General features: G+C 63.9%; 9 protein-coding genes and 1 pseudogene. 7 read left to right on the plus strand and 3 right to left on the minus strand.

Annotation, left to right across the window (positions count from 1 at the left end; genetic code table 11):
• Positions 1–26 precede the first annotated feature (26 nt).
• On the minus strand, positions 27–1706 hold the full coding sequence (locus tag M1D78_RS11380) for an AMP-binding protein (RefSeq protein ID WP_437419159.1): 1680 nt from the start codon (positions 1704–1706) through the stop codon (positions 27–29).
• 240 nt (positions 1707–1946) lie between these two features.
• On the opposite strand from M1D78_RS11380, the gene M1D78_RS11385 reads away from it, so the two are divergent.
• The 4 genes from M1D78_RS11385 to M1D78_RS11400 all read left to right on the plus strand — a co-directional run bounded on the left by M1D78_RS11385 (position 1947) and on the right by M1D78_RS11400 (position 8020).
• Positions 1947–3110, plus strand: a complete 1164-nt coding sequence (locus M1D78_RS11385) for an isovaleryl-CoA dehydrogenase (protein WP_437419158.1) — start codon at positions 1947–1949, stop codon at positions 3108–3110.
• A gap of 95 nt (positions 3111–3205) precedes the next feature.
• The gene (locus M1D78_RS11390) at positions 3206–4813 is read left to right on the plus strand and encodes a carboxyl transferase domain-containing protein (RefSeq protein ID WP_437419157.1); all 1608 of its coding nucleotides are present in this window, start codon (positions 3206–3208) and stop codon (positions 4811–4813) included.
• Between the two features lie 121 nt (positions 4814–4934).
• The gene (locus M1D78_RS11395) at positions 4935–5732 is read left to right on the plus strand and encodes a gamma-carboxygeranoyl-CoA hydratase (protein ID WP_437419156.1); all 798 of its coding nucleotides are present in this window, start codon (positions 4935–4937) and stop codon (positions 5730–5732) included.
• Positions 5733–6043: 311 nt separating this feature from the next.
• A complete protein-coding gene (locus M1D78_RS11400; RefSeq protein ID WP_437419155.1) occupies positions 6044–8020 on the plus strand; it encodes an acetyl/propionyl/methylcrotonyl-CoA carboxylase subunit alpha in 1977 nt (658 codons plus the stop codon).
• Between the two features lie 194 nt (positions 8021–8214).
• Here M1D78_RS11400 and M1D78_RS11405 read toward each other — a convergent pair whose 3' ends face one another.
• Positions 8215–9078 carry a methyl-accepting chemotaxis protein gene (locus tag M1D78_RS11405; RefSeq protein WP_457933590.1) on the minus strand — a complete coding sequence of 288 codons (864 nt, stop codon included), beginning with the start codon at positions 9076–9078 and terminating at the stop codon, positions 8215–8217.
• A gap of 42 nt (positions 9079–9120) precedes the next feature.
• Positions 9121–9837: pseudogene (locus M1D78_RS11410) on the minus strand (MCP four helix bundle domain-containing protein); the annotation flags it as partial.
• A 151-nt stretch (positions 9838–9988) separates the two neighbouring features.
• On the opposite strand from M1D78_RS11410, the gene M1D78_RS11415 reads away from it, so the two are divergent.
• From M1D78_RS11415 to M1D78_RS11425, 3 genes are read left to right on the plus strand one after another with little or no spacing between them, the layout of a single operon-like run.
• The gene (locus tag M1D78_RS11415; protein ID WP_437419153.1) at positions 9989–10897 is read left to right on the plus strand and encodes a hydroxymethylglutaryl-CoA lyase; all 909 of its coding nucleotides are present in this window, start codon (positions 9989–9991) and stop codon (positions 10895–10897) included.
• 39 nt (positions 10898–10936) lie between these two features.
• Positions 10937–11632 (plus strand): CoA transferase subunit A, encoded by a 696-nt coding sequence (locus M1D78_RS11420; protein ID WP_437419152.1) that lies wholly within the window; start codon positions 10937–10939, stop codon positions 11630–11632.
• 2 nt (positions 11633–11634) lie between these two features.
• The gene (locus M1D78_RS11425) at positions 11635–12261 is read left to right on the plus strand and encodes a CoA transferase subunit B (protein WP_437419151.1); all 627 of its coding nucleotides are present in this window, start codon (positions 11635–11637) and stop codon (positions 12259–12261) included.
• Positions 12262–12346: the final 85 nt, after the last annotated feature.

Below are 12346 nucleotides of genomic sequence, written 5' to 3' on the forward strand. Positions count from 1 at the left end.
AGGGCGGCTGGCCGCCGCCCTCCCGTTTACGCGTGGTCCAGGCCCAACTCAGCGACGCTGACTTCGCGCATCTTGAATTTCTGCACCTTGCCGCTGATGGTCATGGGAAATTCGTCGACGAACTTGATGTGCTTGGGCGTTTTGAAGTGTGCGATGCGGCCCTTACAGAACCCGCGCAGCTCCTCCTCACTGGCCTCGTGCCCGGGGTGCAGCTTGACCCAGGCGACGATCTCCTCGCCGTAGGTCTTGTCCGGCACGCCGATCACCTGCACATCCGCAACCGCAGGATGAGTGAAGAGGAATTCCTCGATTTCGCGTGGATACACGTTCTCGCCGCCGCGAATGATCATGTCCTTGTTGCGCCCGACGATCTTGATATAGCCCTCGTCATCCATGATCGCGAGGTCGCCGGTGTGCATCCAGCGCGCCCCGTCGATCGCGCTTGCGGTCGCTTCCGGGTTATTCCAGTAGCCGAGCATCACGCTGTAGCCGCGGGTGCAAAGCTCGCCAATCTGCCCGCGCGGCACGATGCGGTTGTGCTCGTCGACCACTTTGCTTTCCAGATGCGGCTGAGTACGACCGACGCTGGTGACGCGCCGTTCGAGGTCATCGTCCGGACCGGTCTGGGTGGAGACCGGGCTGGTTTCAGTCATGCCGTAGGCGATCTGCATCTCCGCCAGGTGCATGTCATCGATGACGCGCTTCATGACTTCGATGGGGCACGTAGAGCCCGCCATGATGCCGGTACGCAGGCTGCTCATATCGAGCGACTGTCGCTCCGGGTGATCGAGCATGGCGATGAACATAGTCGGCACGCCGTACATGCCAGTGGCTTTTTCTTCGGTCGCAGCCTGCAGCGCGGCGAGCGGCTCGAAGGCGGCGCTCGGATAGATCATCGTGGTGCCGTGGGTGACGCAACCCAAGTTGCCCATGACCATGCCGAAGCAGTGATACAGCGGCACCGGGATGACCAGCCGGTCTTGCTCGGTGAGTTTCAGGCTCTCACCGACCATGTAACCGTTGTTGAGAATGTTGTAGTGGCTAAGGGTGGCGCCCTTGGGGAAGCCGGTGGTGCCGGACGTGTACTGGATGTTGATGGGATCGTCGAACTGAAGCTGCTCACTGCACTGGCGCAGCTGTTCCGGACCGACCTGCTCGGCCATGTCCATCAAGCCTTTCCAGAGCAGCATGCCATCCACAGGCGTGTCGCACAGGCTGATCACGCCGCGCAGCTCCGGCAACATATGGCTCTGTAGCGCGCCCACCGCCGAGCGTTCCAGCTCCGGCAGCAAGTCGTTGAGCATCGCGTGGTAATCGGACGTCTTGAATGCATCTGCACAGATCAGCCAACGGCAGCCGGACTGTTTGAGTGCGTATTCGAGCTCGTTCAGCCGATAGGCCGGGTTGATGTTCACCAGCACCACGCCGATCTTGGCCGTGGCGAACTGGGTGATGCACCACTGGGCGTTGTTCGGTGACCAGATGCCCACCCGCTCGCCAGCCTTCAATCCGAGCGCGAGCAGCCCGCGTGCGCAGCGATCAACCTGTTCGGCCAGCTGGGCCCAGGTGTAACGCAGGTTCTGGTGCCGTACGACCAAGGCCTCACGTTCGGAGAACCGCTCGACCGTCCGGTCGAATGCCGCACCAATGGTCATCGCCAGCAGGGGTTTGGTTTGCGGTCCGCAGGTGTAGCTCGGAAGACTCATGTCATAAATCCTCGGTCTTATGTTTGTTATGAGGCCCTGCAGCCCGGCCTGTCGATGAGTTGACAGTTGCTTCGGGCCGGGATTACGTTAACGTAAAGGTCACAGCGTGACAACCCACCGCACCCTACGCCGAACGTCGGCCTGGGCATGGCGTTAGGAACAGGCTGGAGTGCAGGTGGAATCAACATTTCGCCTCGCCCAGCAGTCGAACAGAACAATGACAAGACAAGCAGGTGGCACATGACTTACTCCGGTCTCAACTTCGCCCTCGGTGAAACCGTCGACATGCTCCGCGACCAGGTGCGCGGTTTCGTGGCCGATGAACTGGCGCCCCGCGCCGAAGCCATCGACCGTGACAACCTCTTCCCGAGCGACATGTGGCGCAAGTTCGGCGACATGGGCCTGCTCGGTATCACCATAGACGAGGAATACGGCGGCGCCGGGATGGGCTATCTGGCGCACGTCGTCGCGCTCGAGGAAATCAGCCGCGGCTCGGCCTCGGTGGGCCTGTCCTACGGCGCGCATTCGAACCTGTGCGTCAACCAGATCAACCGCAACGGCACGCCCGAGCAGAAAGCCAAATACCTGCCCAAGCTGGTGTCCGGGGAGCACGTCGGCGCGCTGGCGATGAGCGAGCCCAACGCCGGCTCCGACGTCGTCTCGATGAAGCTGCGCGCCGATAAGCAAGGCGACCGCTATGTGCTCAACGGCAGCAAGACCTGGATCACCAACGGGCCGGACGCCAACACCTACGTGATCTACGCCAAGACCGACCTGGACAAGGGCCCGCACGGCATCACCGCCTTCATCGTCGAGCGCGACTGGAAGGGCTTCTCCCGCGGCAACAAGTTCGACAAGCTCGGCATGCGCGGCTCCAACACCTGCGAACTGTTCTTCGATGACGTCGAGGTGCCGGAAGAGAACGTGCTGGGCGTCGAGAACGGCGGCGTCAAGGTACTGATGAGCGGCCTGGACTATGAACGCGTGGTTCTGGCTGGCGGGCCGGTTGGCATCATGCAAGCCTGCCTCGATGTAGTCGTACCCTACATCCACGACCGCAAGCAGTTCGGCCAAAGCATCGGCGAGTTTCAGTTCATCCAGGGCAAGGTGGCCGACATGTACACCCAGCTCAACGCCAGTCGCGCCTACCTCTATACCGTGGCGCAGGCCTGCGATCGCGGCGAAACCACCCGCAAAGACGCCGCCGGGGTGATTCTCTACACCGCCGAGGCGGCCACGCAGATGGCGCTGCAGGCGATCCAGATCCTCGGTGGCAACGGCTACATCAACGAATTCCCCACCGGCCGGCTGCTGCGCGACGCCAAGCTCTACGAGATTGGTGCCGGCACCAGCGAGATCCGCCGCATGCTGATCGGCCGCGAGCTGTTCAACGAAACCAAGTGAGCCGTAGGGTGGAAACGGCCAACGGCCTCTTCCACCGCATTGACGAAACAAGGTGGAAATCGCTTCGCCGATTTCCACCCCACGGGAGCCCGAACATGGCCATCCTGAACACCCAAATCAACACCCGCTCGCCTGAGTTCGCCGCCAACCGCGACGCGATGCTCGAACAAGTCGAGCAACTAAGGTCGCTGCTTGGCCGTGTCAGCGAAGGCGGCGGCGAAAAGGCCCAGCAGCGCCATGTCGCCCGCGGCAAGCTGCTCGTGCGTGACCGCATCAACGCCCTCCTCGACCCCGGTTCGGCCTTCCTCGAGGTTGCGCCACTGGCCGCTCACGAAGTCTATGGCGAGGACGTCGCCGCTGCCGGTGTGGTCGCCGGCATTGGCCGGGTCGAAGGCGTCGAGTGCATGATCATCGCCAACGACGCCACGGTAAAAGGCGGCAGCTACTACCCGCTGACGGTCAAGAAGCACCTGCGCGCCCAAGCCATCGCTCAGCAGAACCGCTTGCCATGCATCTACCTGGTCGATTCCGGTGGCGCCAACCTGCCCCGCCAGGACGAGGTGTTCCCGGACCGCGAACACTTCGGCCGCATCTTCTTCAACCAGGCCAACATGAGCGCCATGGGCATTCCGCAGCTGGCTGTGGTCATGGGCTCCTGCACCGCCGGTGGCGCCTATGTGCCGGCGATGGCGGACGAGACCATCATGGTGCGCAATCAGGCGACCATCTTCCTTGCAGGCCCGCCGCTGGTGAAAGCCGCCACCGGCGAAGTCGTCACGGCGGAGGAGCTGGGCGGCGCCGACGTGCACTGCAAGACGAGCGGCGTCGCCGATCATTACGCCGAGAACGACGAACATGCCCTCGCCCTCGCCCGTCGCTGCATGGCTAACCTCAATTGGAGCAAGCTCGGTCAGGTGCAGGTACGTGAGCCTCGCGCGCCGCTGTACCCGGCCGATGAGCTTTACGGCGTGATTCCGGCGCAGGCCAAGCAGCCCTACGACGTCCGCGAAGTGATTGCACGGCTGGTCGACGGCAGCGAGTTCGATGAATTCAAAGCGCTGTTCGGCACCACCCTGGTCTGCGGCTTCGCCCACCTGCACGGCTATCCGATCGCGATCCTGGCGAACAACGGCATTCTGTTTGCCGAAGCCGCGCAGAAAGGCGCGCACTTCATCGAACTGGCCTGTCAGCGCGGCATTCCGCTGCTGTTCCTGCAAAACATCACCGGCTTCATGGTTGGGCAGAAATACGAGACCGGCGGCATCGCCAAGCATGGCGCCAAGCTGGTTACAGCAGTCGCGTGCGCTCAGGTGCCGAAGTTCACCGTGGTCATCGGCGGTAGTTTCGGCGCCGGTAACTACGGCATGTGCGGCCGCGCCTATGACCCGCGCTTCCTGTGGATGTGGCCCAACGCGCGGATTGGCGTGATGGGTGGCGAGCAGGCAGCCGGCGTGCTGGTACAGGTCAAGCGCGAACAGGCCGAGCGCAGCGGGCAGACCTTCTCGAATGAGGAGGAAGCCTCGCTCAAGCAGCCAATCCTGGAGCAGTACGAGCACCAGGGCCACCCCTATTATTCGAGTGCGCGCCTTTGGGATGACGGCGTTATTGATCCGGCGCAGACGCGTGATCTGCTGGGCCTGGCACTCTCAGCCAGTCTCAACGCGCCGATCGAGCCGACGCGGTTCGGCGTATTCCGGATGTAGAGCCTGCGGCGATCAGCGCATGGCGCGGCCAAGGCCATCAGGTGATGGTTAGACCTGGCTGGTGACCGGGCGCAGCGGCGTCACATGATCGCGAGCAAGCTCGCTCCCACAGGAGAAGCAGATGACCGATTTTCAGACCATCGAACTCGAATACAGCGACAAGGGTTTCGCCACCCTCTGGCTCAACCGGCCGGAAAAGAACAATGCCTTCAACGCCGAAATGATCCGTGAGCTGGTGCAGGCGATCGACCAGGTCCAGATGGACAAGCATCTGCGCTTCCTGCTGCTGCGCGGGCGCGGCAAGCACTTCTCCGCCGGTGCGGATCTGGCGTGGATGCAGGAATCGGCGAAGCTCGATTTCGACGCCAACCTCAACGACGCGCGTGAGTTGGCCGAGCTGATGTACAGCCTCTACCACCTGAAGCTGCCAACGTTGGCCGTCGTGCAGGGTGCGGCCTTCGGCGGTGCCGTCGGGCTCGTCGCCTGCTGCGACATGGCCATCGGCGCGCACGACGCGCTCTTCTCGCTTTCGGAGGTACGAATCGGCCTCGCGCCTGCGGTGATCAGCCCCTTCGTGATCAAGGCCATCGGTGAGCGCGCTACGCGCCGTTACGCCATGACCGGTGAACGCTTCAGCGGCGAACGCGCCCGCGAACTGGGTCTGCTCTCCGAAACCTACGCCGCCGCCGAACTGGACGACGCTCTGCAAGGCTGGCTCGACAACCTGATGCTCAACAGCCCACAGGGCATGCGGGCCAGCAAGGATCTGCTGCGCGAAGCCGCCAGTGCCTCGTTGAACCCGGCACTGCGGCGCTACACCGAGAACGCCATCGCCCGAATCCGCGTCAGTCCGGAAGGCCAGGAAGGGCTCAATGCTTTTCTGGAAAAGCGCAAACCAGCCTGGCTGGGGGACACTTGATGACCGGGCTCGCCTGGAACACCGCCCCCTCACCCCAGCCCTCTCCCCAGCGGGGCGAGGGGGTTTGGCGGTGCGGGACCTGGAGCGCGGTGGCCGCCCGCTACGACCCGGGTGCTGGGCCAGCAGATCTGAAAAGTCGTCGTACTTACCGCAGCGATGGCAGCGATGCCCGTCCTGCGACATCTACCAGACAAGCACCGAGCTACCAAACCACACCATTTCTTCGCCTCACTCCGCCATCCCCTTCGCCCCTATGGGGAGAGGGCTAGGGTGAGGGGAAACCCACTCAAGGCCACGCGGGAGCTACAACAATGATTACCACCCTCCTGGTCGCCAACCGCGGCGAAATCGCTTGCCGCGTGATGCGCACCGCTAAGGCCATGGGCCTGACCACCGTCGCCGTGCACAGCGCCATCGATCGCCATGCCCGGCATGCCCGGGAAGCAGACATTCGTATCGACCTCGGCGGCGCCAAGCCCGGCGAGAGTTACCTGCTGATCGACAAGCTGATCGATGCGGCAAAGGCCAGCGGCGCCCAGGCGATTCACCCCGGCTATGGCTTTCTCTCCGAAAACGCCGACTTCGCCCGCGCTATTGAAGACGCCGGTCTGATCTTCCTCGGCCCGCCCGCCTCGGCCATCGACGCCATGGGCAGTAAATCCGCCGCCAAGGCGCTGATGGAGAAAGCCGGCGTGCCGCTGGTGCCGGGCTATCACGGCGAAGCGCAGGATCTGGAAACCTTCCGCCTCGCCGCGGAAAAGATCGGCTACCCGGTGCTGCTCAAGGCCACCGCCGGCGGTGGCGGCAAAGGCATGAAGATCGTCGAGCGCGAAGCCGACCTCGCCGAAGCACTGCAGTCGGCCCAGCGCGAAGCACAGTCGTCGTTCGGCGACTCGCGCATGCTGGTCGAGAAATACGTACTCAAGCCGCGCCACGTCGAGATACAGGTGTTCGCCGATCAGCACGGCAACTGCCTCTACCTCAACGAGCGAGACTGCTCGATCCAGCGTCGCCACCAGAAGGTCGTCGAGGAAGCGCCCGCGCCTGGCCTTTCTCCGGAGCTTCGCCGCGCCATGGGCGAAGCCGCGGTAAAGGCTGCGCAGGCCATCGGTTACGTCGGCGCCGGCACCGTGGAATTTCTGCTCGATGCACGCGGCGAGTTCTTCTTCATGGAGATGAACACACGCCTGCAGGTCGAGCACCCGGTGACCGAGGCAATCACCGGGCTGGACTTGGTTGCATGGCAGATTCGCGTCGCCCGCGGCGAGCCGCTGCCGATCACTCAGGATCAGGTGCCGCTCAAGGGCCACGCCATCGAAGTGCGGCTCTACGCCGAAGACCCGGACAACGACTTCCTGCCGGCCACCGGCACGCTGGGTCTGTACCGCGAATCCGCTGCTGGGCCCGGCCGTCGCGTCGATAGCGGCGTGGCCGAAGGGGACCAGATCTCGCCGTTCTACGACCCGATGCTCGGCAAGCTCATCGCCTGGGGCGAGAACCGCGAGGAAGCGCGCCTGCGGCTGCTGGCGATGCTGGAGGAAACCTACGTTGGCGGCGTGCGCACCAACCTGGCGTTCCTGCGGCGGGTAATCGGTCACCCTGCGTTCGCAGCCGCAGAACTGGACACCGGATTCATCCCCCGCCACGAAGCCGAGCTGATGCGCAAGCCCGGCGAATTGGGCGATGCGTTCTGGCAAATGGCCGGCGAGCTTTACGTACAAACCGAACCCGCTAACGTTCGCCACGACGACATGCACTCGCCTTGGGCAAGGCGCGACGGCCTGCGCTTCGGGATGCCGGCGCGGATCGGCGTGCATCTTCAGTGCAATGGCGAAAGCAGACGGGTTTGCGTCGGTGCGGGTTCAGAGGCGAGCGCTCCCGCCCTGGCTCGCGAATCAGATGCCGTCTCGGCCGCTGCCATACCGAGCGAGCTCGCGCCTGCGAAAACGGAAGCCTTGCGCAGGCCGAAGGCGATTCGTCAGGGCCACACGCTGTATCTCGAATGGAATGGCGCGCTGCACGCCGTGACCGCCTTCGATCCCATCGCAAAGGCCGAGGCCAGCCACCAGCACCATGGCGGGCTGACGGCTCCCATGAACGGCAGCATCGTTCGTGTGCTGGTCGAGGCCGGGCAGCAGGTCGAAGCCGGCGCCACGCTGATCGTGCTGGAAGCGATGAAGATGGAGCACAGCATTCGCGCCGCGGAGGCCGGCGTCGTCAAGGCGGTCTATTGCAGCGAAGGCGAAATGATCAGCGAAGGCGCCACGCTGGTAGAGCTTGAAGAATGACCGCCGACGCTGGTCCGCGATTCGGGCGATGCCTGCCGGCTTCGCCGAGCGCCGGCCTCGTGAACCTGGCCGCCACGATGGCCTGTCGCAGGGGCGCGCTTGCACGCAAAGGCGACGATCAGGAGGCGCGCCTTCGCGAGCTGATCAGGAAACGCCCGCTCCCCCTCATCAGGCGCGCAAACGCTACCCCGCCGTTACATCCGGAAGCGGCTGACCGTCTCGTTCAGGTCCACGGCCAGGCGGGACAGTTCCTGGGTTGCGATGCTGGTTTGCTGCGCGCCGGCGGAGGTCTGTACCGAAAGGTCACGAATGCTGACAAGGTTGCGGTCGATCTCCCGCGCGACCTGCGCCTGCTCTTCGGAGGCGCTGGCGATCACCAGGTTGCGCTCGTTGATACCGGCGACCGTTTCAGCGATCTGCACCAGCGCCGCGCCCGCTGCGTGCGCCTTGTCCAACGTACCCTGCGCGCGCGATGCGGTCTGCTGCAGCGCCTCGACCGTCAGGCCGGTGCCTTGCTGGATGCTGCCGATCATCGACTCGATTTCGCGTGTGGATTCACCGGTACGCTTGGCCAGGGCACGCACCTCATCGGCGACAACGGCGAAGCCACGGCCAGCGTCCCCGGCCCGCGCCGCTTCAATGGCGGCGTTGAGCGCAAGCAGGTTGGTTTGTTCAGCAACGGCACGGATAACGTCCAGCACACGGGTAATGTTGTGCGTTTGGTCGGCCAGGTCGCCCGCCCGCGCCGAAGCGCTGACCACGTCATCGGTCAACGCCTGGATCGCGGCAATCGCCTCGTCCAGCTGCCGGCGCCCTTGCTGCGCCGAGTCGCTGGAAGCCCGCGACGCTTCGGAGGTGGACACCGCGTTGCTCGCCACTTCCTCGACCGCGCAGGTCATTTGATTGACCGCCGTGGCAGCCTGTTCGATCTGCTCGTTCTGCCGGTGCAAGCCATCGGTACTGTCGAGCATCACGGCAGTCATCTCTTCGGCGGAAGTCGTCAGTACGCTGGCCGAATCGTTGATCTGCCCGATGATCTTTCGCAGGTTGGCCTGCATGTCACGCAGCGAAACGAGCAGCTGGGTGGCCTCGTCGTTGCCATCGACCGGCACCAGATGGGTCAAATCACCATGTGCGATCTGGTCGGCCACGGCCACCGCCTGGCGCATCGGCCGGACAATACTCGCCGTCAGCACCAGCGCCAACGCAACGGTCGCTACGAGCGCCAGGACGATCACGGCCAGGATCACGGTGCGCGCGTTTTGATAGACGGCTGTCGAGGCCTGAACGGCGTGATGCGCGCCCTCCTCGTTGAATGTTCTAAGGCTCATCAGCGCATCGTTGAATTGCGGCCCGAGCGCGGCGAGCCGTTCATTGATCGGCGCCATGGTTGCATCGTTCGGCTGCCCGGCCATCAACCGCTGGCGCTCTTCGAGGGTTGCGGCGTATTGCTCGAACAACGCCTTGGCTGCGTTGAAGGCACGCGCTTCCTCGTCCCCGGTGATGTGCGCCTGGTACTGCGTCATGTGCTGCTGCAGGTCGGCCATCGCCGATGCGATAAGCGCATCGCTGCTGCGCTGCGTCTCGGCGTCCCGGAAGGCCAGCTGGCGCAGGGATTCGGTCCGCACCTGGGCAAAACCCAGCGCCATGTCATCTGCGGCTGCCTGGCTCGGCATCCAGTCCGAGTCGATCTCGCTGCCCGCTGCGCGGATCGCCGCCATTTGCATCAGGCTGAACAGCCCGAGGGCGGTGAGCAGCACAGCGACGATCGCAAAAAACAGCAGTGTGCGATGGGATATTCGGATTTTACGCAGCATGACGCCCTCAATAAGTGCGCGCGGTGGGACCGGGCTTCCTATTCTTATCTGCCAGCACCCTGCGAACTTGAGCCGGAGGTCCCGTTGTGACCGAAAAGTCACTCAGCTTCGGTAGCCCATTCCATACCGTCACACAGAAAGAGAAACGCCCATGACCACAGACATCCCACGCCGGGTCCGCCTGGTGGAAGTCGGCCCGCGCGACGGCCTGCAGAACGAAAAGCAGCCCATCGACGTCGCGGACAAGGTCCGGCTGGTCGATGACCTGACCGCAGCCGGCCTTCACTACATCGAGGTAGGCAGCTTCGTCTCGCCCAAATGGGTGCCACAGATGGCCGGCTCAGCGCAAGTCTTCGCGCAGATCAAACAGAAGCCCGGCGTGACCTATGCGGCGCTAACGCCGAATCTAAAAGGTCTGGAAGCGGCGATCGAAGCCGGTGTCAGCGAGGTGGCGGTGTTCGGCGCGGCATCCGAAGCCTTTTCGCAGAAAAACATCAATTGCTCGATCGCCGAAAGCCTGGAGCGCTTCGCGCCGTTGATGGCCGCCGCCCGGGAGAACGGCATTCAGGTACGCGGCTACGTCTCCTGCGTGTTGGGCTGCCCGTATGAAGGCGAAATTGAGGCCAAGCGCGTTGCGCATGTTGCTCGCGAACTGTTCGCCATGGGCTGCTACGAAGTCTCGCTGGGCGACACCATCGGCACGGGCACACCCGGCAAGACCCGCCAGCTGATCGAAGCGGTCAGCCGCGAGGTACCGCGTGACAAGCTCGCCGGGCATTTCCACGACACCTACGGCCAGGCGCTGGCCAATATCTACGCCAGCCTGCAGGAGGGGATATGCACCTTCGACAGCTCCGTCGCTGGTCTCGGCGGCTGCCCCTATGCCAAGGGCGCCAGCGGTAACATCGCCAGCGAAGACGTGCTCTACATGCTTAACGGTCTGGGCATAGAGACTGGTATCGATCTCGGCGCGCTGATCGCCGCCGGGCAGCGCATCAGCGATGTCCTGGGCCGCCCCAATGGATCGCGGGTCGCGCGAGCGCGTCTGAGTGCGGAATAACCCGACCCTGTAGCCCAACTCGGATAACAAGAGGCCTACATGAACAAGATCTACCCCAACGCGCAGCAGGCGCTCGACGGTCTGGTCGAGGACGGCATGACCCTCGCGGTCGGCGGCTTCGGCCTGTGCGGCATCCCCGAAGCGCTGATCGCGGCCTTGCGCGACACCGGCAAGAAAGACCTCACCGTGATCAGTAATAACGCGGGCGTCGATGGTTTCGGCCTCGGCCTGCTGCTCGAAACGCGCCAGGTGCGCAAGATGATTTCGTCCTACGTGGGCGAGAACAAGGAGTTCGAGCGTCAGTATCTAGCGGGCGAGCTTGAACTGGAGTTCACCCCACAGGGCACGCTGGCCGAGAAGCTGCGCGCGGCCGGCTCCGGGATTCCGGCGTTCTACACCCGCACCGGCTACGGCACGCTGATCGCCGAGGGTAAGGAAACCCGCCAGTTCAACGGCGAGTGGTACGTGATGGAAGAGTCGCTGCCAGCCGATGTCTCGCTGGTCAAGGCGTTCAAGGCGGACAAGGCCGGCAACCTGGTCTTCAACAAGACGGCACGCAACTTCAACCCGCTCGCCGCCATGGCTGGCAAGGTCTGCGTCGTGGAAGTCGATCATCTCGTGGAAACCGGTGAGCTGGACCCGGACCAGATTCACCTGCCCGGCATCTACGTGCAGCGCATCATCCACAACCCTGACGCCGAAAAGCGCATCGAAAAACGCACGGTGAGGAGCTGATCATGGCCTGGACACGCGAACAGATGGCGCAACGCGCCGCGCAGGAGTTACAGGACGGCTTCTACGTCAATCTGGGTATCGGCCTGCCGACACTCGTCGCCAACTACATTCCCGAGGGGATGGACGTCTGGCTGCAGAGCGAGAACGGCCTGCTCGGCATCGGCCCCTTTCCCACGGAAGACGAGATCGACCCGGATCTGATCAACGCCGGCAAGCAGACCGTCACCGCCCTGCCCGGCAGCGCCTTCTTCGACAACGCCATGAGCTTCGGCATGATCCGCGGTGGCCATATCAACCTGGCGATTCTCGGCGCCATGCAGGTGTCTGAGGAGGGTGACCTGGCGAACTGGATGATCCCCGGCAAGATGGTCAAGGGGATGGGCGGTGCGATGGACCTGGTCGCGGGCGTCAAGCGCGTCGTGGTGCTGATGGAGCACACCGCCAAGGGCGCGCACAAGATCATTCCGCACTGCGACCTGCCACTGACCGGCGTCGGCGTCGTGGACCGCATCATCACCGACCTCGGCGTACTGGACGTGACCGAGCAGGGCCTGAAGCTGGTGGAGCTGGCCGACGGTGTGAGTTTCGAGGCGATGCAGCAGGCCACCGGCTGCACCATCCACCGCTGAGCGAACTCGCACCTCTGTGACATGGCCCGACGCCACTGTGCATCGGGCCAGCGCAGCGTGTAGCCTTGGCCCGTTTCAAACGCAA

The sequence above is a fragment of the Pseudomonas sp. SA195 genome (assembly GCF_054131565.1).

Bases quoted from the DNA above. Each gene is read 5' to 3' on its own strand.
- M1D78_RS11380 (WP_437419159.1), bottom strand. From the start codon at position 1,706: ATGAGTCTTCCGAGCTACACCTGCGGACCGCAAACCAAACCCCTGCTG.
- M1D78_RS11385 (WP_437419158.1), top strand. From the start codon at position 1,947: ATGACTTACTCCGGTCTCAACTTCGCCCTCGGTGAAACCGTCGACATG.
- M1D78_RS11390 (WP_437419157.1), top strand. From the start codon at position 3,206: ATGGCCATCCTGAACACCCAAATCAACACCCGCTCGCCTGAGTTCGCC.
- M1D78_RS11395 (WP_437419156.1), top strand. From the start codon at position 4,935: ATGACCGATTTTCAGACCATCGAACTCGAATACAGCGACAAGGGTTTC.
- M1D78_RS11400 (WP_437419155.1), top strand. From the start codon at position 6,044: ATGATTACCACCCTCCTGGTCGCCAACCGCGGCGAAATCGCTTGCCGC.
- M1D78_RS11405 (WP_457933590.1), bottom strand. From the start codon at position 9,078: ATGCAGGCCAACCTGCGAAAGATCATCGGGCAGATCAACGATTCGGCC.
- M1D78_RS11415 (WP_437419153.1), top strand. From the start codon at position 9,989: ATGACCACAGACATCCCACGCCGGGTCCGCCTGGTGGAAGTCGGCCCG.
- M1D78_RS11420 (WP_437419152.1), top strand. From the start codon at position 10,937: ATGAACAAGATCTACCCCAACGCGCAGCAGGCGCTCGACGGTCTGGTC.
- M1D78_RS11425 (WP_437419151.1), top strand. From the start codon at position 11,635: ATGGCCTGGACACGCGAACAGATGGCGCAACGCGCCGCGCAGGAGTTA.